At 74.1% G+C, this 19,879-nt stretch carries 18 protein-coding genes and 1 pseudogene; 12 read left to right on the top strand and 7 right to left on the bottom strand.

Annotated elements, in window-relative coordinates; all coding sequences use genetic code 11:
* The first annotated feature begins 5 nt into the window (after positions 1-5).
* Entirely contained in the window at positions 6-800 is a 795-nt protein-coding gene (locus ACIQFX_RS13125; protein WP_402461805.1) for a TetR/AcrR family transcriptional regulator, read from the top strand.
* 4 nt (positions 801-804) lie between these two features.
* On the opposite strand, the gene ACIQFX_RS13120 is transcribed toward ACIQFX_RS13125, so the two are convergent.
* Positions 805-1,305, bottom strand: a complete 501-nt coding sequence (locus ACIQFX_RS13120) for a GNAT family N-acetyltransferase (protein ID WP_402461802.1) — start codon at positions 1,303-1,305, stop codon at positions 805-807.
* 38 nt (positions 1,306-1,343) lie between these two features.
* Between ACIQFX_RS13120 and ACIQFX_RS13115 the strand changes: the two genes are divergently transcribed.
* Together ACIQFX_RS13115 and ACIQFX_RS13110 are read left to right on the top strand one after the other, a co-directional pair.
* Positions 1,344-2,264: a TIGR01777 family oxidoreductase gene (locus ACIQFX_RS13115; RefSeq protein ID WP_402461800.1), complete on the top strand. Its 921-nt coding sequence runs from the start codon at positions 1,344-1,346 to the stop codon at positions 2,262-2,264.
* A 330-nt stretch (positions 2,265-2,594) separates the two neighbouring features.
* A complete protein-coding gene (locus ACIQFX_RS13110; protein WP_402461797.1) occupies positions 2,595-3,968 on the top strand; it encodes an NAD(P)/FAD-dependent oxidoreductase in 1,374 nt (457 codons plus the stop codon).
* Positions 3,969-4,456: 488 nt separating this feature from the next.
* Here ACIQFX_RS13110 and ACIQFX_RS13105 read toward each other — a convergent pair whose 3' ends face one another.
* Positions 4,457-5,932, bottom strand: a complete 1,476-nt coding sequence (locus tag ACIQFX_RS13105; RefSeq protein WP_402461794.1) for a regulator — start codon at positions 5,930-5,932, stop codon at positions 4,457-4,459.
* A gap of 289 nt (positions 5,933-6,221) precedes the next feature.
* On the opposite strand from ACIQFX_RS13105, the gene lipB reads away from it, so the two are divergent.
* The 4 genes from lipB (at position 6,222) to ACIQFX_RS13085 (ending at position 9,434) form a co-directional block, all read left to right on the top strand.
* Positions 6,222-7,031 (top strand): lipoyl(octanoyl) transferase LipB, encoded by an 810-nt coding sequence (gene lipB / locus ACIQFX_RS13100; protein WP_402461792.1) that lies wholly within the window; start codon positions 6,222-6,224, stop codon positions 7,029-7,031.
* A gap of 216 nt (positions 7,032-7,247) precedes the next feature.
* Positions 7,248-8,216, top strand: coding sequence for a lipoyl synthase (gene lipA / locus ACIQFX_RS13095; protein ID WP_402461789.1), 969 nt, complete (start codon positions 7,248-7,250; stop codon positions 8,214-8,216).
* A 287-nt stretch (positions 8,217-8,503) separates the two neighbouring features.
* On the top strand, positions 8,504-8,719 hold the full coding sequence (locus tag ACIQFX_RS13090) for a hypothetical protein (RefSeq protein WP_367825120.1): 216 nt from the start codon (positions 8,504-8,506) through the stop codon (positions 8,717-8,719).
* 10 nt (positions 8,720-8,729) lie between these two features.
* Positions 8,730-9,434: a DUF4191 domain-containing protein gene (locus ACIQFX_RS13085; protein WP_402461785.1), complete on the top strand. Its 705-nt coding sequence runs from the start codon at positions 8,730-8,732 to the stop codon at positions 9,432-9,434.
* A gap of 81 nt (positions 9,435-9,515) precedes the next feature.
* On the opposite strand, the gene ACIQFX_RS13080 is transcribed toward ACIQFX_RS13085, so the two are convergent.
* Entirely contained in the window at positions 9,516-9,983 is a 468-nt protein-coding gene (locus tag ACIQFX_RS13080) for an RDD family protein (RefSeq protein ID WP_402461782.1), read from the bottom strand.
* Positions 9,984-10,204: 221 nt separating this feature from the next.
* Here ACIQFX_RS13080 and glnA point away from each other — a divergent pair, with 221 nt between their 5' ends.
* Positions 10,205-11,629, top strand: coding sequence for a type I glutamate--ammonia ligase (glnA, locus tag ACIQFX_RS13075; RefSeq protein ID WP_402461779.1), 1,425 nt, complete (start codon positions 10,205-10,207; stop codon positions 11,627-11,629).
* Between the two features lie 78 nt (positions 11,630-11,707).
* Here the strand turns inward: glnA and ACIQFX_RS13070 are convergent, their stop codons facing one another.
* Positions 11,708-12,619, bottom strand: a complete 912-nt coding sequence (locus ACIQFX_RS13070; protein WP_402461776.1) for a hypothetical protein — start codon at positions 12,617-12,619, stop codon at positions 11,708-11,710.
* A gap of 217 nt (positions 12,620-12,836) precedes the next feature.
* Complete coding sequence (locus ACIQFX_RS13065) at positions 12,837-13,112, bottom strand: hypothetical protein (protein ID WP_386249172.1); 276 nt, start codon at positions 13,110-13,112, stop codon at positions 12,837-12,839.
* A 149-nt stretch (positions 13,113-13,261) separates the two neighbouring features.
* Between ACIQFX_RS13065 and ACIQFX_RS13060 the strand changes: the two genes are divergently transcribed.
* Both ACIQFX_RS13060 and ACIQFX_RS13055 read left to right on the top strand, forming a co-directional pair.
* Entirely contained in the window at positions 13,262-13,621 is a 360-nt protein-coding gene (locus ACIQFX_RS13060; protein WP_402461773.1) for an arsenate reductase family protein, read from the top strand.
* 140 nt (positions 13,622-13,761) lie between these two features.
* A complete protein-coding gene (locus ACIQFX_RS13055) occupies positions 13,762-15,363 on the top strand; it encodes a PLP-dependent aminotransferase family protein (protein ID WP_402461770.1) in 1,602 nt (533 codons plus the stop codon).
* Between the two features lie 231 nt (positions 15,364-15,594).
* Here ACIQFX_RS13055 and ACIQFX_RS13050 read toward each other — a convergent pair.
* Together ACIQFX_RS13050 and ACIQFX_RS13045 are read right to left on the bottom strand one after the other, a co-directional pair.
* Positions 15,595-16,008: pseudogene (locus ACIQFX_RS13050) on the bottom strand (GNAT family N-acetyltransferase); the annotation flags it as partial.
* Between the two features lie 155 nt (positions 16,009-16,163).
* Complete coding sequence (locus ACIQFX_RS13045; RefSeq protein WP_402461768.1) at positions 16,164-17,072, bottom strand: Gfo/Idh/MocA family protein; 909 nt, start codon at positions 17,070-17,072, stop codon at positions 16,164-16,166.
* A gap of 237 nt (positions 17,073-17,309) precedes the next feature.
* Here ACIQFX_RS13045 and ACIQFX_RS13040 point away from each other — a divergent pair, with 237 nt between their 5' ends.
* Positions 17,310-18,719: a hypothetical protein gene (locus ACIQFX_RS13040; RefSeq protein WP_402461765.1), complete on the top strand. Its 1,410-nt coding sequence runs from the start codon at positions 17,310-17,312 to the stop codon at positions 18,717-18,719.
* Positions 18,716-19,873: an ARPP-2 domain-containing protein gene (locus ACIQFX_RS13035; RefSeq protein WP_402461762.1), complete on the top strand. Its 1,158-nt coding sequence runs from the start codon at positions 18,716-18,718 to the stop codon at positions 19,871-19,873. The genes ACIQFX_RS13040 and ACIQFX_RS13035 overlap by 4 nt, the downstream gene beginning before the upstream one ends.
* Positions 19,874-19,879: the final 6 nt, after the last annotated feature.

The raw sequence follows: 19,879 nt of genomic DNA, 5'->3' as shown, positions 1-19,879 counted from the left end.
GTACGGTGAGCACCAAGCCCCCCTCCCCGTCACTGACGGAGCGCCGCAAGGCCGCCACCCAGCTGGACATCGCCCGCGCCGCCGCCGAGCTCTTCACCGAGCGCGGCCCCGACGGCACCACGGCCGAGGACATCGCCCAGCGGGCCGGGGTCGCCCTGCGCACCTTCTACCGCTACTTCCGCTCCAAGCAGGACGCCGTGGCCCCCCTCCTCGCCGGCGGCGCCGACCGCTGGCGGCAGGAGCTCGCCGAGTCCGGCGCCGAGGCGGGAACCGGCCTCGGCGAACTCCTGGAGCGTTCGATCGCCACGTCGCTCACCCCCCGGGACGAGGCCTCCGCCGAGGGCCTGCGCTGGACCCGCGGGATGCTCCGCGCCGCCACCCGCGACCCCGCCCTCCGGGCCGTCTGGTACCGGGTCAACCAGGAGTCCGAGGAACGGCTCCGCGAGGTCGTCGCCACGCTCGCCGGACCCGGCGCCGACCCGCTGGAGGTACGGCTCGTGGCAGCCGCGGCCACGGACGCCATCCGGATCGCGCTGGAGAGCTGGTCCGAGACCGGCCCGGAGGCGGACACCGGGGACGGGACCGACGCCGCGGACGGGGCCACCGCCGGGCACGGGAGCGGCGCCGGAGGCGGGACCGCGTCCGGGCGCGGGACCGGTGCCGCGAACGGAACCGCCGCCGGGCACGGGGCCGACGCCGGCGCGCCCGTGCGCGGCGAGGGCTCCCCGGCCGCCCTCGCGGTCCGCTGCCTGCGCGAACTGACCGGCGGGATGCGGCTGCTGCGCCACTCGGCCGAGTAGCGACTCAGCCGAGTAGCGAACGGCCCATCAGGACATCGTCCACGTACACCCCGTCGAGCAGGAACTCCCCCGGCTGCACGCCCTCGACGGCGAAGCCCTCGGAGGCGTACAGCGCGCGGGCCGGCGCGTTGTGCCCGAGCACCCGCAGCGTGATCCGCCTCGCGCCGTCCTCCCGCGACCGGTCCATGGCCGCCCTCAGAAGCGCCCTGGCGACCCCCCGCCCCCGGGCGGCCTCGGCGACGACGAGGCCCTGGATCTGGCGGACGTGGGCGTTGGTGACGAGCGGGGTCGGCGGCACCACCCGGACGTAGCCGACGAGCGCTCCCCCGCGCACGGCGACCAGGTAGTGCCCCGGCACGTGGCGGTCGTCGAAGAAGGGTTCGTACGGCTCCGCGGGGGCGGGCCCCACGGCGTGGAGGGTCGACCAGGCTGCCCGGTCGAGCACGCCGAGGGCGTCCTCGTCGTCAGGTTCCGCTGAACGTATGTGCGTCTCCGGCGCGATCATGACGGCCACTGTGTCACGCACCGGGCGGGAAGGGCAGGATGGTGCCCATGCAGCGTTCCACGATCCGCAAGCGTGTCGCCGTCACCGGCGCCTCCGGGCTCATCGGCTCCGCCCTCGTCCGCTCCCTCCGCGCCGACGGCCACGACGTCCTCCGGCTCGTCCGCCGCCCGGCCGAGGCCGCCGACGAGGTCGAATGGGACCCGAAGCGGCTGCACGTCGACGCCGCCGGGCTCGTCGGCGTCGACGCCGTCGTCCACCTGGCGGGCGCCGGGGTCGGCGAACGCCGCTGGAACGAGGCCTACAAGAAGGAGATCCGGGACAGCCGGGTGCTCGGCACCACGGCGATCGCCCAGGCGCTCGCCTCGCTCGCCGACCCGCCGGAGGCGCTCGTCTGCGGCACGGCGCTCGGCTGGTACGGGGACACCGGAGACCGCGCGGTCGACGAGAGCGCACCCGCCGGCACCGGCTTCCTGCCCTCGGTGTGCGTCGCGTGGGAGGCCGCCGCCGCCCCCGCCGAAGAGGCCGGCATCCGCGTCACCTACGCCCGTACCGGCCTCGTCGTGGCGCGCGAGGGCGGGGCGTGGGGACGGCTCTTCCCGATCTTCCGCGCCGGGCTCGGCGGACGGATGGGCGACGGCCGCCAGTACTGGTCGTACATCTCCCTCCACGACGAGGTCGCCGCCCTCCGCCACCTGGTCGACACCCCCTCCGTCACCGGCCCTGTCAACCTCACCGCCCCCGAACCCGTCACCAACCGCGAGGTGACCGCGGCGATGGGCCGGGTGCTCCGCCGCCCGACCCTGTGCACCGTGCCCGCCGCCGCCCTCAAGGTCGCCCTCGGCGACTTCGCCCAGGACGTGCTGGGCAGTCAGCGCGTCCTCCCCGGACGCCTGTTGGAGTCCGGCTTCGACTTCGCCTTCCCCACGATCGACGACGCGATCCGCGCGGCGGCCCACTGACGGACGCACCGGACTCCCGCGCCGCTTCCCCGCACCCACCGCGCTGCACACGTGCCTCCGCATGCCTGCCGGGGCGTGCCCGCCCCCGTGGACCAGCCTCCGTGGGCCTGTCCCGCGCGCCCGCCTCCGTAGGTCTGCACCCCGCGTGCCCGCCTCCGTACGCCCGGCTACGCGTCCCTGTGCTCCCCCGTGCCGCACGCACCCCGGTGCGCGCGGCTGGCAGTTGTGGGAGCGCTGCCTAGGCTCGACCCGAACGGCGAACTCGGGCATTCCGGAGGCCCGTTGGGGGCATAGGCCTCCCACCGGCCGCGCCGACCTGGGGAGGGGCACGTGCTCAGCAGCGCAGACAGCGCAAGGACCGCACAGCGTACGGACGTCGTGGAGACCGTCGACGTCGTGATCGTGGGAGCCGGCATCGCGGGACTCACGGCCGCCCACCGGCTGACCGGCGCCGGACTCTCCGTCGCCGTCCTGGAGGCGGAGACGCAGATAGGAGGCCGGCTGGCGACCGACGCCGTCGACGGCTTCCTGCTCGACCGGGTGGGAGCACCGCTCACCCTGTCGTACGAGGAACTACGGGCGGTGCCGGGGCTCGACGGCCTCGTGCTGCGCCCCTACGGCCCCGGGGTGCTCGTGCACACCGACGGCCGGTACGCGCGATGGGGCGCACCGCACCCCCGCAGGACCCCCGGAGGGGCCCGGGGCGGGGGCCACCGGAGCGTGGGGGGAGCGTTCAGCGTGGCGCGCGCCCTCGCGAGCGCCCCCCGGCATCCGGCCGCCTCGCTCGACCAGGCGCGGCTCGGCGCGTCCCTCGTCCGGCTCGCCGCGACCCCGACGCAACGGCTGCTCGCCCGCCCGGAGCGGACCGCGCGCGAGGCCCTCACGTCCAGACTGCCCGCGCGGACCGTCCAGGGAGTGCTGCGGCCCCTGCTCGCGGCGCTCCTCGCCGACCCCGACCTCGGCACGTCCAGCCGCCAGGCGGACCTGGCGCTCCGCGCGTTCGCCCGGGGGCGGCTGTCCGCGCCCCAGGGCGGCTCGGCGGCGCTCCCCCAGCGGCTCGCCGCCACGCTGCCGCCCGGCACCGTCCGTACCGGCGTACGGGTCACGGAGGCGTCCGTCTCGCGGGTCACGACGGCGGAGCACGGCGTGCTCGGCTGCCGCTCGATGATCCTCGCGACCGGGGCGCGGTCCGCCGCGGCCCTGCTGCCCGGCCTCCGGACGCCCGGCTTCCACCCGGTCACCGTCCTCCACCACACGGCGCCGGTGGCACCCACCGCGGACCCGACGCTCATCCTGGAATCCGACCCCGGCGGGCCCGTGGCCCACACCGCCGTCATGAGCGCCGTCGACCCGAGCCGCGCGCCGGCCGGGCGGGCCCTCATCACCTCCACGGTGCTCGGCACGCCGCCCGACGACACCGAACGGCGCGTCCGCAAACACCTCGCCACGCTGTACGGCACGTCCACCGACGAATGGGAGCTCCTCGACCTCCACCACACGCCGGACGCCGTCCCCGCGATGCCGCCCCCGCACGACACCGGCCGCTCCGTACGCCTCCTCGCCGGCCTCTACGTCTGCGGCGACCACCGTGCCGCCGGCACCGTCCACGGCGCCCTCACCTCCGCCCACCGCGCCGCCACCGCCCTCCTCACCGACCTCGGCCTCCCCCTCACTCCCGCCCCCGCCCCCGAACAGGCCGCCTGACCCCCCCGCACGCGCGGCGGCCCGCGCCCCGAGCGCCCAGGTTCCGCGCCGCACCCGGCAGTACGGGCTGCGCCACGGGGCCCGGAGTTGCGAGCCGCATCCCCGGACGCCGGGGGTGCGGACCGCCCTCCCGGGCGCCGGGGACAGGCCGCCGTCCCCGTTGCGGGCAACCACCCACCAGGGAAGGGCCCACCCCGTTGTGGCCCACCGGCCGGCTCAGCCGGGCCTGACCTGGCCCACCCCGTTGTGGGCAATCGTCCGCCAGGGGCGTGGGCGCGGGTGGAAGGGCACAGGGCTCGGGTTCCGGGCTCAGAGGCTCGGGCCCCCAGGCTCAGGGGCTCGGGCCCCGGAGGTCGGGTTCCCGGGCTCGGGCCCTGGTTCCCAGGGCTCGGGTTCCGGGACTCGCACTCGGACTCGCACTCGGACTCGGACTCGGGCCCTGGGGTACGGGGCACGGATTTCGGGGTTCGGGCCCCGTAGGGGGTGGGTTAGTTGAGGGTGGCTACTCGGTCTCGGTAGGTGCGGGCGGCGGCGGCGTCGCGGTAGGGCTCGAGGCGGCGCTCGAAGTCGCGGACGTATTCGACGGCGCGGGCGGACCGCATTTCGGAGGCCTGCTGGGCGGCCTCGGCTCCGAGCACGCAGGCTTGGTCGAGTTCGCCGAGGGCGAGGCGGGAGGTGGCGAGGACGACCCGGCAGAAGAGGCGGCTGCGGGCGAAGCCGGGGGCGCGGAGTTGGAGGGCGCGTTCGGCGTGCTGGGCGGCGGGCCGGTACTGCTGGAGGTCGCGGTGGCAGTGGCCGAGCTCGTCGGCGAGCTGGGCCTCGTCGAACATGCGGGCCCAGTAGGGCACCTCGTCGCCGGGCCGGGCCGCTTCGAGGGCGCGTTCGGCGCGGACGAGGGAGGCGCTGCAGGCGCGGGCCTCGCTGAGGACGGCGTGTCCGCGGGCCTCGATGGCGTGGAGCATCGCCTGGACGACGGGCGGCGCGGCGGGGCCGACGCCCTGCTGGGCGACCCGGGCGAGCTGCACGGCCTCGCGTCCGTGGCCGAGGTAGACGGCCTGGCAGCTCATGGTGAGGAGCACGTACGAGCCGTAGGCCCGGTCCCCGGCGGCCTGGGCGAGGCGCAGCGCCTGGACGAAGTAGCGCTGGGCGAGGCCGTGGGCGGCGATGTCGTACGACGTCCAGCCGGCGAGCCGGGTGAGGTCGGCGACGGCGGCGAAGAGGCGGCGGCCGGTGGTCTCGCCGTACGTGCCGCGCAGCATGGGCTCGGCCTCGTGCTCCAGGTAGCGGACGAGGGCCTGGCGGGCGTGGCCGCCGCCGTAGGCGTGGTCGAGGGTGCGGAAGAGTTCGCCGACGGAGCGGAGGGCGGCGATGTCTCCGCTGGAGACCCGCTGGCCGGGTCCCCGGTCGGTGCCGCGCTGGCGGGGTACGGAGAAGCGGCCCTGGGGCGGGACCCGGGGGTCGTGCGGGGGCGTGCCGGCGGGGGGCCGGGTGGCGGTGGGTGCGGGTTCCCCGCGTGCGACCCGGTCGTCGGCGCGGCCGATCAGCCAGTCGCGGCTGGGGACGACCAGGCCGGCGGGGGTGAAGGCGATCTTGCGGAGTTCGGCGTGGCTGCCGGAGTCCTTGCGCCACAGGCCGCTGACGATGTCGACGGCCTCCTCGGGGGTGGCGGCGAACTCCAGGCCCGCGTAGACCGGCGCGCAGGCGTCGAGGCCGAGGTCCTGGGCGGAGAGCCGGCGGCCGAGGCGGCGGGTGAAGACCTCGGCGATGAGGGCGGGGGTGGTGCCGCGCGGCTGCTGCCCGCGGAGCCAGCGGGTCACGGAGGTCTTGTCGTACCGCAGGTCGAGGCCGTGTTCCAGACCGAGCTGGTCGACCCGTCTCGCGAGGCCCGCGTTGGAGAACCCGGCTTCGGCGATGAGCGCGGCGAGCTGGCGGTTCGGGATGCGCTGCGGTGGTCGTTCCGTCATCAGCTGTGCGGTCTCCTGCCTTCCGGGTCCCGGCGTCAGCCCCGTCGGACCCTCATGGAACGGCGCGAATTTAGCGGTCTCCGCGGCCCGTACCGCCACCTTCGCCCCACATTCATCCGATCGTGTGAGGATTGACGGCATCGCTGACGTAGGCGCCCCCGGTCACCTGCCGGAGGGGTGTCCGCGCCGCCGCCGTACAGTGGCATGGGCGCGAATGACGCATCGGTGCCGAGCCGGCCCGGGATGATCCCCGGTCCCCGGTCGCCGGCACCCAGGAGGAGGCATGGCCGTGAGTGAGCTGCGATTCGTCCGCCTTGGGTTCGGCGCGGAAGCCGTCGAGTACCAGGTGGCCTGGGACAAGCAGCGCGAGGTGCACGCCGCGCGGTTCGCCGACGAGATCGATGACACCTGCCTGCTCCTGGAGCACCCGCCGGTCTACACGGCGGGGCGGCGCACGGCGGAGAGCGAGCGCCCGCTGGACGGGACGCCGGTGGTGGACGTGGACCGCGGCGGGAAGATCACTTGGCACGGCCCCGGCCAGCTGGTCGGCTATCCGATCATGAAGCTGCCCCGCCCGGTGGACGTCGTCGCGCACGTCCGGCGCCTGGAGGAGGCCCTGATCCGCACGGCCGCCGAGTTCGGCGTGGAGACGTCGCGGGTCGAGGGGCGCAGCGGGGTCTGGGTGCTCGGCGACCCGGTCGAGCAGCGGCCGTCGTTCGGCGGGCTGTCCCTCGACTTCGATCCCCGGCTGACGGACGAGGAGTTCGACCCGCGACTGAACGGTCCCGAGTACGCCCCCTCCAACGCCGGCCAGCGCCGTGAGGACCGCAAGCTCGCGGCCATCGGCATCCGGGTCGCGAAGGGCGTCACCATGCACGGCTTCGCCCTCAACGTGAACCCGGACAACACCTGGTTCGACCGCATCATCCCGTGCGGGATCCGCGACGCGGGCGTGGCCTCGCTCGCGAACGAGCTGGGCCGGGACGTCACGATCGAGGAGGTGCTGCCGGTGGTGGAGCGCCATCTGCGGGAGGTCCTGGAGAGCGCGGAGCTGAAGCCCCGCGAGATCGAGCGCCCGGCGGAACCGGCCTCGGCCTGAGGGTCCCGGGAGGAGTCCCGGACCCCGGGAGGAGTCCCGGACCCCGGGAGGAGTCCTGGGGTCCGCGGGAGGAGTCCCGAGGTCCCCCCGGAGGAATCCCGAGGGTCCCCGGGAGGAATGCAGGGTCCTGGCCAGAGGTTGGCCAGACGTAGTAAGGCATGGGAACCAACGGCGTACCCTGGTGTGCGCCGAAGAATCGAAGCTACAGGAGCCGATGTGTCCGCAGTCGCCCCCGACGGACGCAAGATGCTGCGCCTGGAGGTCCGGAACGCCCAGACCCCCATCGAGCGCAAGCCCGAGTGGATCAAGACCCGCGCGAAGATGGGTCCGGAGTACACGAAGATGCAGAGCCTCGTGAAGAGCGAGGGCCTGCACACGGTCTGCCAGGAGGCGGGCTGTCCCAACATCTTCGAGTGCTGGGAGGACCGCGAGGCCACCTTCCTCATCGGCGGTGACCAGTGCACCCGCCGCTGCGACTTCTGCCAGATCGACACGGGCAAGCCCGAGGCGCTGGACCGTGACGAGCCGCGCCGCGTGGGCGAGTCGGTCGTCACGATGGACCTGAACTACGCCACGATCACGGGCGTCGCGCGCGACGACCTGGAGGACGGCGGCGCCTGGCTGTACGCGGAGACCGTGCGCCAGATCCACCAGCAGACCGCGGACCGCGCCGAGGGCCGGACCAAGGTCGAGCTGCTCGCCCCCGACTTCAACGCGGTGCCGGAGCTCCTGGCGGAGGTCTTCGCCTCCCGCCCCGAGGTCTTCGCGCACAACGTGGAGACGGTCCCGCGGATCTTCAAGCGGATCCGTCCCGGCTTCCGCTACGAGCGGTCCCTGGACGTCATCACGAAGGCGCGGGACTACGGTCTGGTCACGAAGTCGAACCTGATCCTCGGCATGGGCGAGACCCGCGAGGAGGTCAGCGAGGCGCTCCGCCAGCTGCACGACGCGGGCTGCGAGCTCATCACGATCACCCAGTACCTGCGTCCGTCCGTCCGGCACCACCCCGTCGAGCGCTGGGTGAAGCCGCAGGAGTTCGTGGAGCTGAAGGAGGAGGCCGACCAGATCGGCTTCTCCGGCGTGATGTCGGGCCCGCTGGTCCGTTCCTCGTACCGCGCGGGGCGCCTCTTCCAGCAGGCGATCGAGAAGCGCGGCGCGGTCGACAACGCCACGCAGGCCGTCTGAGACGGCGCGCGGTGCACGCGAAGCCCGTGTGAATCCGCGCACAAGTAGTTACTGGCCAGTAGTGGCCGGATCCGGTGCGGCCCGTACGGCCCCGCAGCTCAGCGGGGGCGTACGGGCCGCACCGGCGTTCCCGCACTCGCCCGACCGGCCGCATCAACGTTTCATCAGTGTTTGACCACCGGGTCACGCCCTGGTAACACCGATCTGTGAGCCTGGATTCACTCACCGCCACCACCCGCCCGCATCCCCCCACCTCGTCTCACCCGCAATCGAGAGAGGACCCCGACATGCCGGCCGCATCGACGCACGTCCGCGTCACCGCGATCCCGTCCGTCACCGACGCCCTGAAGGCCGTGGAGGCGCTGCTCCTCGGCGCCGGGCAGCGCACCGCCCGGCGCAACGCCTGGAACTCCGTCCTGGAGGACCGCCGCCGCGCCCGCGACCGGGTCGAGGCCCAGCATGTGATGGAGGCCGCGTCCGGTCGGACCTCGCGGGCCACGTAAACTTCAGGACATGGCGAGGAAGGCAAACACGGGCAGCGCTGACGCTGCGACTCCAGGGCGACTGAAGCAGATCGCCCTCACGTACCAGATGACCCGGAAGGCCGACCCCAAGGTCGGTCTGGTCGTCGCGGGCGTGGGCATCGTCGTACTCGGTGCCCTCCTCGGGATCGGCTTCCTCATCGGTCATCCGGTCTATCTGGGCATCCTGGGCTTCGTCCTGGCGCTCCTGGCGGCGGCCATCGTGTTCGGACGGCGCGCCGAGCGCGCCGCCTTCGGGCAGATGGAAGGCCAGCCGGGCGCGGCCGCGGCGGTGCTCCAGAACGTCGGACGCGGCTGGACCACGACCCCCGCGGTCGCGATGAACCGCAGCCAGGACGTCGTGCACCGCGCGGTCGGCCGCGCCGGCATCGTGCTGGTCGCCGAGGGCAACCCGAACCGGGTCAAGACCCTGCTCGCGGCCGAGAAGAAGCGGATGAACCGCGTCGTGGTGGACGTGCCGGTGCACGACATCATCGTCGGCGACGGCGACGGCCAGGTGCCGCTGAAGAAGGTCCGCACGACCATGCTCAAGATGCCCCGGGTGCTCACCGGCCCCCAGGTCACCGCCGCCAACGACCGGCTGCGGGCGATGGGCGACCTGATGAGCAACATGCCGCTGCCGAAGGGTCCGATGCCGAAGGGCATGCGGATGCCGCGCGGCGGAAAGACGCGCTGACAGGACGATTCCGCACTCCGTACGAGGAAGGCCCCGGACCGCTCGGTCCGGGGCCTTCCTCGTACGCGTGCCGCGAGCGGCTCAGATGCGGACCTGGACGGCGCCGGAGAGGCGGTCGTGGAGGCCGCGGCCGTCACGGTCCCAGATGAGGGCCGGGAGGGCGAGGCAGAGGAGCAGGGAGCGGACCGCCACGCGGCCGAGGCCCAGCCGTCCGCCGTGCGCCGAGACGACCCGCAGGCCGAAGACGCGCTTGCCGGGCGTCGAGCCGACGGTGCCGACCGTCAGCACGCTCAGGACCAGCAGGATGCCGAGTGCCCAGTTGCCCGTCGCCTGGCTGTAGCCGTCGGTGACGAGGCCGTATGCGATCAGCAGGCACAGGGCCCAGTCGACGGCCAGGGCGCCGAGGCGCCGCCCGGGACGGGCGATCGAACCGGGGCCGTGCTCCGGCAGCCCGAGCTGCTGACCGCGGTATCCGAAGTCGACGCCTGCGTCCTCGGCCGCCGCGCGGGGGCCGGAGAGCCAAGATCCGAGTGCTTGCCTGTTGTCCACCCGACCACGGTACTGCGCCCGGTTTCGATCACTTCGGCCCGGGTACGCCTACGGCTTCGGCGCGCGCGATGACACCCACCCCGGTTAACTTCGACGAAACAATTGGGTCATGCTTGAGAAATCCCGTCTGCCTATGGTCGGGTCCAGCGTGTGCCACCGCACTGGCCGCATGACCGAGCTGCAACCCCGCCCCTCCCCGGGCCGGGAGTAGGAGGAGTTGGATGTCCGAGAAGCACGGGTTCCAGAACGCCGACGAGGTCCAGAAGTTCATCAAGGACAACGACGTCAAGATGGTCGACGTCCGGTTCTGCGACCTTCCGGGCGTGATGCAGCACTTCACGATCCCCGCGACGGCGTTCGACCCGTCCGAGGAGCTCGCCTTCGACGGCTCGTCCATCCGCGGCTTCCAGGCGATCCACGAGTCCGACATGGCGCTCCGCGCCGACCTGTCGACGGCCCGCGTGGACCCCTTCCGCCGCGACAAGACGCTGAACATCAACTTCTTCATCCACGACCCGATCACGGGCGAGCAGTACAGCCGTGACCCGCGCAACATCGCGAAGAAGGCCGAGGCGTACCTCGCCTCCACCGGCATCGCCGACACCGCCTACTTCGGCCCCGAGGCGGAGTTCTACGTCTTCGACTCGGTGCGCTTCGAGACCTCCGCGAACCAGGGCTTCTACCACATCGACTCCGAGGCCGGCGCCTGGAACACCGGTGCGGAGGAGAACAACCGCGGCTACAAGGTCCGCTACAAGGGCGGCTACTTCCCCGCCCCGCCGGTCGACCACTTCGCCGACCTGCGCTCCGAGATCTCCCTGGAGCTGGAGAACGTCGGCCTCCAGGTCGAGCGCCAGCACCACGAGGTCGGCACCGCCGGCCAGGCCGAGATCAACTACAAGTTCAACACGCTGCTCGCCGCGGCCGACGACCTGATGCTCTTCAAGTACATCGTGAAGAACGTCGCCTGGCGCAACAACAAGACCGCGACCTTCATGCCGAAGCCGATCTTCGGCGACAACGGCTCGGGCATGCACGTCCACCAGTCGCTGTGGTCGAACGGCGACCCGCTGTTCTACGACGAGACCGGCTACGCGGGCCTCTCGGACACCGCCCGCTACTACATCGGCGGCATCCTCAAGCACGCCCCGTCGCTGCTCGCCTTCACCAACCCGACGGTGAACTCGTACCACCGCCTGGTCCCGGGCTTCGAGGCCCCGGTCAACATGGTGTACTCGCAGCGCAACCGCTCCGCCGCCATGCGCATCCCGATCACGGGCTCGAACCCGAAGGCCAAGCGCGTCGAGTTCCGCGCGCCGGACCCGTCCTCGAACCCGTACCTCGCCTTCTCCGCCCTGCTCCTCGCGGGCCTCGACGGCATCAAGAACAAGATCGAGCCGGCGGAGCCGATCGACAAGGACCTGTACGAGCTCGCTCCCGAGGAGCACGCCAACGTCCAGCAGGTCCCGACCAACCTCGAGGCCGTCCTCAACGCCCTCGAGGACGACAACGAGTACCTCCAGGCCGGCGGCGTCTTCACCTCCGACCTCATCGAGACCTGGATCGACTACAAGCGCACCCACGAGATCGCCCCGATCCAGCTGCGCCCCCACCCGCACGAGTTCGAGCTCTACTTCGACCTCTAAACCGCGGGTCCGCACCGACGCGTGCCGTGTGCCGAAGGCCGCCACTCCGGAGTTCCGGGGTGGCGGCCTTCGCCGTTCTCAGGACTTGGTGAGGGTGAGGGCGGTCGTGTCGTAGCGGGTCACGGTCGCCGGGTAGTCGCGGTCGTCGGTGGTGCTGTACGTGTTGAGGGTCGCGGCGCCGGGCTGGAAGGTGGCCGTGGGGTCGATGTTGCTGGGGAAGGACGTGGTCCACGGGACCGGGGCGCCCGGTTGGCAGGGGACGATCAGGTTCTCGTGGGAGCCGGTCGCCGCGGCCTTCTTCTGGGTCTGGTTGGCGCTGACGTTGAAGGTGACGTACGCCGTCTTGTTGCAGGTGACGGTGCCGCCGACGGTGATCTCGCCGGTGCGGCCGTCGACCGTGCCGGTGGGGTTCAGACCGACGTCGACGGTGAGGACCGGGGGCGGCTCGGGCATCCGGGCGTGGAGTTCGCCGCGTACGGGAAGGGTGGCGCCGGTGCAGGTGCGCTCGAAGGTGGCGTCGATCTCCCGGATGTAGCCGTAGGGGCCGTACACGATGTGGGAGACGGTGAAGGAGCCGGTGCCGCTCTCGCAGTAGCGGTCGCCGGAGAACTGGAGCTGCGGGTCCTCCGGGCGGGCTTCGGGCCAGCTGCGGGCGTTGGTGTACGTGACGCCCTCCTGGAGCTTCTGGCCGTACGGCGCGGACATGCCGAGGGCCCAGCGCTCGCCCTCCGGGGTCACGACGACGGCACCGGCGCCGGATTCGCCCGAGGGGCCCGTGACGTCGAACAGGTCGGTCGACTCGGGCGTCAGGGCGTAGGACTGCCCTCCCGAGATGTACTCCCCCGGGTCACCGGCGAACACGAGGGAACCGGTCACCGCCTCGTGGGCCTGCGCCGTCCCCGTCAGCGGGCTCGCCGTCACCGCCAGGGCCAGGACTGCCGTGAGGACGGCGGCCGGGCGGGAGAAGCGGGCGGGCTTGAGCGATCTCATCGAACGTCTCCTTGTGAGAGGTGTGGGCTTCGATCGGCTACCGCGTCGTCGAGGGGGTGGCGATGATCTCCTCGGCAGCACGTCGGCGAACCTAACAAGCCCCACTGACAACGCCGTTCGACGGCGAAGGCCGCCGCCCCGGGCTGGGGCGGCGGCCTTCGGTCGTGCGGGTGCGTGCGCCTACGGGGGCGCGTGCGTCTGCGCGTGCTGGTGCGGGTCAGCGGCCGTAGCGGATGAGGGCGCGGACCATGCGGCAGGTCGTGTCGGACGGCGGGTGGATGCCGATGCTCTCGGCGGTGGTGCGTATGGTCGTGTCGGTGGCCTTCGACGGCAGGTACACGCCCGCGTCGAGGAGGGCGATGGCGAGGCGCATGGCCTTGAGCCGCCGGTTGTGCGTCACGTACCACTCGCGGGGTCGGCCCGCGGGAAGCGGCTTCCGCTGGAGGGGCTTCCAGGGTTCGATGGACGGCGTGCGGATCACGGCGAGAGCCATGGGCTACCTCCTGGCGAACGGCGGGATGGGGGCCCTCCCCGGGACCCTCACCTTCACCCCCCATTTTAGAGACCCCCACTGACAATCGCCCCTGGCCAGATAGGGTTTAGGGGGTGGTGGCCGGAGGCCTGGGGGGTACCGTGTCGGGCATGGAGATCTGGATCAACCCCGCCTGTTCCAAGTGCCGCAGCGCCCTCACCCTGCTCGACGCCGAGGGCGCCGACTACACCGTGCGCCGCTACCTCGAGGACGTCCCGTCCCCGGACGAGATCCGGAGCGTCCTCGACCGCCTCGCGCTCGAACCGTGGGACATCACGCGCACCCAGGAGACCGCCGCCAAGGACCTCGGCCTCAAGGAATGGCCCCGTGACGCCGCGAACCGGGAGCGGTGGATCGAAGCCCTCTCCGCGCACCCCAAGCTGATCCAGCGGCCCATCATCACCGCGGAGGACGGCACCGCCGTCGTCGGCCGGACCGAGGAAGCCGTACGGGACGCGCTGTCCCGGTGAGCCGGTGAGCCGGTGAGGCTGTGAGCCGGTGAGGCTGTGGCTCGGTGAACCGGGGGCTCAGCGAGCCGGTGGCTCACGGAGCCGGTGACCCTCTGACCCACTGACCCTCTGACCCTCTGACCCGGTGACCCTCTGACCCGGTGACCTGGAGCGACGACATCGTGCTCGGCAACGATCTGCATCTCGACCTCACCGCGGGCGGCAGCCGACGAGCCGCGCTCATCGCGGCGCTGCGCGAGGCCGTACGGTGCGGGCGGCTGGCCCCCGGCACGCGGCTTCCGCCCTACCGATCGCTCGCCGCAGACCTGGGCATCGCCCGCAACACCGTCGCCGACGCCTACGCCGAGCTGGTCGCCGAAGGCTGGCTCACCGCCCGCCAGGGCTCCGGGACCCGCGTGGCCGAGGGCGTCACCGAGGGCTGGTCCAGCGCCCACCAGGGGGCGGGGACGCGGGCGGCCGAGACCGAGGGGGCACCCGCGGGCGTTGGGGCCGCCCAGGGTTCGGCGCCCGGCCGCCGAGGGACGGGAGCGGGCGCCGCCGAGGGTTCGACGACCGCGCGCCGCGGGGCGGGGGGCCGCCCGGCCGGCGGGCGCGCCGTGCCCGCCCCCGGGGCGGCGCCGGTTGCCGTGCAGACGCAGCCGCCCGCGCCGTACGACCTGGTGCAGGGCAAGCCGGACCCGGGAGCCTTCCCTCGCGGGGCCTGGCTGACGGCGGCCAAGCGGGCGTTGACGGCCGCGCCGCACGAGGTGTTCGGGATCGGGGACCCACGGGGGCGGGTCGAGCTGCGGACGGCGCTGTCCGCGTACCTCGCACGGGTGCGCGGGGTACGGACCGGGCCCGAGCGGATCGTGGTGTGCTCGGGCGCGGCGCACGCGCTGCGACTGCTCGCCCGGGCCGTCGGGGAGGCGGGGCCGTGGGCCGTCGAGGCGTACGGGCTGCCGTTCCACCGCGGGCTGCTCGCCGAGGCCGGGGTCGGCACGCTGCCGGTGCCCGTCGACGGGGAAGGGGCGAGGGTCGCGGAGATCCCCGCCGGGGCGGGCGCCGTGCTGCTCACCCCCGCCCACCAGTTCCCGACCGGCGGCCCCCTGCACCCCGAGCGGCGGGCCGGCGTCCTGGAATGGGCCCGGCGGACGGGCGGGCTCGTGATCGAGGACGACTACGACGGGGAGTTCCGCTACGACCGGCGACCCGTGGGCGCCGTCCAGGGCCTCGACCCCGAACGCACCGTCCTCGTCGGCTCCGTCAGCAAGAGCCTCTCCCCCTCCCTGCGCATCGGCTGGATGTGCCTGCCGGCCGTACTCGTGGACGGTGTCGTCGCCGCGAAGGGCGAACGCGAGCCGTACTCCTCGGCCACCGAGCAGCTGACGCTCGCCGACTTCGTCGACTCCGGCGCGTACGACCGCCACGTCCGCCGCATGCGCCAGCGGCACCGGAGCCGCCGCGACCTGCTCGTCGCGGCACTCGCCGAACGGGTGCCGGCAGTACGCGTCACGGGCATCGCCGCCGGCCTGCACGCCGTCCTGCAACTGCCCCCCGGCACCGAGGCCACCGCCCTCGCCGCGGCCGCCCGCCACGGCGTCGCCGTCGAGGGCCTCGCCGCCTACCGCCACCCCGACGCCCTCGGCCCGGCCCGCCCCGACGGCCTGGTCGTCGGCTACGCCACACCGCCGGAACGTCTGTACGGCGCCGCCGTGGACGCCCTGTGCACGGCGCTGGCGGAGGCCGTCGGGTCTGAGGAGTGAGGTCCGTGCGCAGCGCATGGCGGGGGCGGGGGGCCGGGGCCGTCGGGGCGCACTCCCGATGCCCGCGCCCCGCGCAGGGCGAGGGCAGAGGCCGTCGGATTCCACTGCCGGCACACGCGCCCCGCCCACGGCGGCGGCGGGGACCTGCGGGTCTCGCTCCTGCGGCCGCAGGCGCTTCCACATGATCGTCTCGGGGGTGGTCACGCCGTCCGCCGTGCAGCCGAGCCGCCCGTACAGGGCGAGGGCCGGAGCGTTGGACGTGAGCACGGCCAAGCGGAGTGCGGGGGCGCCCGTGGCGCGGGCCCAGGTCTCGACGGCGGTGATCAGGCGGGCCGCGAGGCCGTGCCCGCGGGCGGCCGGGGCGACCCGGACCGAGCGGAGCTCGGGGACTCCGTCGGATGCCCGGAGCCCGGCGGCGAGGCCGACGGGCCGGGCGCCGAGCACCGCGAGGACGCCGTACGCCGTCGGATCGTCGAAGCGGGCCCGCCACCGCTCCTCGCCGCCGCGCTCCCAGTCGGCCGGCCGCGCCTTGAACGCCTCGGGAGAGGTGGCGAGGGAGGCGAGGCGGGCCTCCCGCCAGAGCGGCCAGTCGGCGGGGGTGACGGGCCGGACGACCGGAGGCCCGTCGCCGCCGCCGTCAGGCACGACCGGCCCGACGGCCGGGACGGCCCGAGCCCCCTCGCCGCCGCTGTCGGTCCCGACGGTCTGGACGGCCCGAGGTCCGTCGCCACCACCCTCAAGCCCGACCGGCCCGACCGGCCGGAACGTCCCGAACGGCCGGAACCTCCTCGCCGCCACCTTCAGGCGTGGCCCGCCGCACGGCGCTCCGCCTCCGTCAGGATCTCGGTGAGTCGGAGGCCGAAGCGGGCGTCGCAGGGGTGGGGGCGGCCGGTGCGGGCGGAGGTGACGAGGGCGTCGACGGCGGCGGCGAAGGCGGTGACGGCGCCGTCCCAGCGGGGCAGCTCGGCGCGGCCGGCGGTGCCGTGCAGGGTGAGGGCCGCCTCGGCCGCGGCGGGCGGGGCGCCGAGGGTGAGGGTGGCCGTGCTGCTCGCGCCGGACGCGTGGCGCAGGACGAGGTGGTGGGTGTCGCCCGGGCCCGGGACGGCGGTGATCGCGGTGACGTCGCCGAGGACGGGCAGGTAGACGGAGAGGACGTGCGGGCCGACGTCCCAGAGGCCGCCCTTCTCCCGCCGCCACGGGGAGGCCGCGTAGGCGCTCGCGGAGCCGGGGCCGTAGAGCGAGCCCAGCCAGTGCGCCTCGCCGAGGAACCAGCCGCCCGCCGCCGCCTGCTCGTCGATCCAGCGGGCCGTCGGCTCCGCGAACCGCAGGGTGCAGAAGACCACCGAGGCGACTCCGGCCGCGTCGACCGCGTCGACCACCGTGCGGGCCCCGGCCACGGTGGTGGCGACCGGCTTGTCCAGGAGCACGTGGCAGCCGGCCTCCGCGGCCCGTACCGCCAGGGGTGCCTGGACGTCCGGCGGGAGCGCGAGGGCGACGGCGTCGCTCGCCTCGAAGAGCGCGTCCACGTCGTCGAACGCGCGGGTGCCCGACGCGGCGGCGAGCGCGGCCGCGGCCTCGGGGCGTCTCCCCCACACGCCGCTGAACTCGGCGTCCGCGTGCCCCGCGAGCGCGGGCGCGTGCGTCCGGGCGGCCCAGGGGCCGGTTCCGAGGAGTCCGATACGGGGCTTCGCGCCCACCTTCTTCGCCATGGGAGCCAGTCTGCCGGGTGCCGCCGACAACCGGGCCATGGGCGTCGGACGGACAGGACCGGCACATCTGGCAGTCGTCCCGGAAAACCGCTGGCCGGCCTCCCCCGCGCCGGTGTTAGCGTTCGGGTGCCGGCCGCGGGACTCCGGCGCGACTTCCGGAACCTGCCTCTGAAGCAACGTCTTCGCTGTTCGCGCCCTCATTCCCCGGCCGGCTTCCGGGTGAGAAGGGGGAGCGCCGTGTCCGAGCTGGTGGCCGCAGAGGACGTGCTCCTCTTCGTGAACGCCGCGGTGACGGCCACGGGGCAGCGGGAGTTCCGCTCGTCGGCCGACGAGCAGCGGTTCTCGCTCTCGTTCCTCCACGAGTACGTACGGGTCAACTACCGGCCCGTGTACGCGGCGGCGCTCGCGCTCGACGTCAACCACCACAACGCCGCGCTGATCGTCGAGGGGCTGCTGCGGACCGCCGGGGAGGCGGGCGGGGTCGAGGAGAAGCGGGCCGAGGGCCGGCTGATCGCGGCGCGGCTGGCGCTCCTGCCGCCGCAGCGGGTCTACCGGCTGTTCCGCGCGCTGCGGGCCGCCGGGGTCAACAACCGGCGCACGCGTGCGATCGTGCGCGGGTGGCTCGCGGCCCGCCCGGATCCGGCGCTGGACGCGGTGAAGTACCGCAGCGGGGTGAAGGCGGCCGTGCGGCACGTCCACGGCCGTCCGGCCGACCCCGAGACCGGAGACTTCCTCTTCGCGCCCGGCCGCCGCGTGCGGTACGGGAACGCCGTGCTCGACGCGTACCGCCGGGCGCACTACGAGCAGTCCGCGCTGTACGAGCTGCCGTTCACGGTCGCCGAGGGGTTCGCCGCGAGGCACGGGGTGCCGCGTGCGCTGTTCCTGGAGCGGATCGCGCCCCGGATGACCCGCCTCGAACGGCTCAGGACGGACCGGGCGGCGGGTGGCGGGGCCGACCTGTCCGTGATGCCGCTGACCCGGCTCGCGCTGTACGTCCTCGGGCTGCCGTTCGGCGAGCGGGTCGAGCGCCGGGCCGAGCTCACGCGGGCGCTGCGGGCGTCGGCCCGGCGCGCGGCGGGGCCGTACGCCGGGAGCTGGGGGCGGGTGACGGCGGTGCTCGACGACAGTTTCTCCTCGTCGGGTTCGGCGGTGAAGCGGCGTCGGCCGCTGGCGGTGGCGCTGGGCGGCCACTTCCTCCTGGAGGCCCTCGCGGCGCCGGGGGCGTACACCGCGCTGTGGACGTCGGGCGGGGACGATCCGCTGCTGGTCCGGCCGTACGGGGCGACGCCGCTGGGGACGCGGATCCTGGACGCGCTGGAGACGGCCCCCGAGCGGGTGGTGATCGTCTCGGACGGGTGGGACAACGCGCCGCCGGGGCTCGCGGGCGAGGTCCTGCGGGTGTGGCGGGCGCGGCTCGATCCGGGGCGGCGGACGAGCGTCGTCCACCTCAACCCCGTATACGACGCGGACGGCTTCGACGTGCGCCGGCTGGCGCCGAGCGTGCCGACGGCCGGGATCCGGGACGCGGAGGACCTGGCGGCGCTGGTGGAGATCGCGCAGTTCGCCGAGGGGCGGACGGGCTTCACGGAGCTGCGGGCCTATCTCGACCGCCGGGTGGAGCTGTTCCTGAAGGAGGCCGGGGCATGACCCGGATCGACCTGACCGGCCTCGACGTGCGCCCGGCGCAGGTGTGGGGCGGGGTACGGCTGGTACCGCTGGTGCGGGCCGAGCCGGTGGCGGGGCTGCGGCTGCGCCGGGAGGTGTACGAGGGGTGGGGCGCGACCACCGTCGACCTCGGCGACCGGACCTCGTACACCTCCTACGTCCCGCACGGCTTCGTCGCCGACTGGACGGGCACCGGGACGGGGGCCGAGCAGGCCGCGTACGGGACCCGGCTCGGCGGCGAGGGCGCGCCGCCGGGGGTGCCCGTGCGCCGCGTCCACCGGATGGCCAAGCGGCGCCAGGGTGAGCGGCGGCTGCGGTTCCTGCCGCTGCACCTCGCCCTGGAGGGTTATCTCGCGCTGCACTTCGGCGGGCCTTCGGTGGTCTGGGACGACTGGTCGCGGGAGGCCGTGCGGCGCGGTCTGTCGCCGCGCGCGGAGGCGGCGTACGCGGGGTGGTCGGTGCCGGGGCTCGCGGAGGCGCTGCGAGTCTTCGAGCTGCACCCGGGGCAGTGCGGGCTGCTGCTGTACGTGGCCGACTCGCTGGCCGCGTCCTTCGTGGTGCCGCACCCCGAGGACTACCGGCTGCTGCATCCGACGCTGGTGGAGGACCTGTACGGGGAGCTGGTGCACCAGTACGCGTACTACGGCGCCCCGGTGCCCGAGTTCACGGCGCGGATCCGGGACGGGGCCGGCGGCATCCGCACCCTGGCCGACCTGCGGGCGGCGGCGCGGGAGCAGGAGCGGGCCTGGGCCGTGGCGCACGACGGGCTGATGGCGCGCGACCTCCTGGAGACGCCGTACGCGTTCGAGCGGGTGTACCGGATGGGGTCCTTCGACCTGTACCGGTTCCTGCCGCCGTTCCTGCGGGGCGGGCAGGAGCAGCACATCGGCGAGCTGATCACCGACCACAAGGGGCGGACGGCCTATCTGAAGAGCTTCCGGCTGTCCGAGGGCCAGATCCGCAAGGGGTACCTGCTGCGGCGGCTCGCCGGTGCCGACTGGCACCTCGGGCGGACGGCGGAGGCGCTGGGCACCTCGTACGCGGAGGTGGTGCGGCGGATCCGGGCCGCGGGGCTCGGCGGGCTGCTCGACGCGCACGTCGTCGCACAGCGGCTGCGCGAAGATCAGGAAAGCTGAGTAACA

This window comes from Streptomyces sp. NPDC093089, assembly GCF_044754405.1.
In the GTDB taxonomy this organism is placed as follows: Bacteria; Actinomycetota; Actinomycetes; order Streptomycetales; family Streptomycetaceae; genus Streptomyces.
The sequence above is the reverse complement of the archived record's forward strand: the minus strand, read 5'-3'. Positions and strand labels throughout refer to the sequence as shown.

Excerpts from the sequence above, each read along its gene's own strand:
- ACIQFX_RS13120 (WP_402461802.1), bottom strand. The coding sequence starts at position 1,305 with ATGATCGCGCCGGAGACGCACATACGTTCAGCGGAACCTGACGACGAG.
- ACIQFX_RS13065 (WP_386249172.1), bottom strand. The coding sequence starts at position 13,112 with ATGGCTCTCGCCGTGATCCGCACGCCGTCCATCGAACCCTGGAAGCCC.
- ACIQFX_RS13045 (WP_402461768.1), bottom strand. The coding sequence starts at position 17,072 with ATGGCGAAGAAGGTGGGCGCGAAGCCCCGTATCGGACTCCTCGGAACC.
- ACIQFX_RS13105 (WP_402461794.1), bottom strand. The coding sequence starts at position 5,932 with ATGACGGAACGACCACCGCAGCGCATCCCGAACCGCCAGCTCGCCGCG.
- ACIQFX_RS13035 (WP_402461762.1), top strand. The coding sequence starts at position 18,716 with ATGACCCGGATCGACCTGACCGGCCTCGACGTGCGCCCGGCGCAGGTG.
- glnA (WP_402461779.1), top strand. The coding sequence starts at position 10,205 with ATGTCCGAGAAGCACGGGTTCCAGAACGCCGACGAGGTCCAGAAGTTC.
- ACIQFX_RS13070 (WP_402461776.1), bottom strand. The coding sequence starts at position 12,619 with ATGAGATCGCTCAAGCCCGCCCGCTTCTCCCGCCCGGCCGCCGTCCTC.
- ACIQFX_RS13090 (WP_367825120.1), top strand. The coding sequence starts at position 8,504 with ATGCCGGCCGCATCGACGCACGTCCGCGTCACCGCGATCCCGTCCGTC.
- ACIQFX_RS13060 (WP_402461773.1), top strand. The coding sequence starts at position 13,262 with ATGGAGATCTGGATCAACCCCGCCTGTTCCAAGTGCCGCAGCGCCCTC.
- ACIQFX_RS13085 (WP_402461785.1), top strand. The coding sequence starts at position 8,730 with ATGGCGAGGAAGGCAAACACGGGCAGCGCTGACGCTGCGACTCCAGGG.
- ACIQFX_RS13115 (WP_402461800.1), top strand. The coding sequence starts at position 1,344 with ATGGTGCCCATGCAGCGTTCCACGATCCGCAAGCGTGTCGCCGTCACC.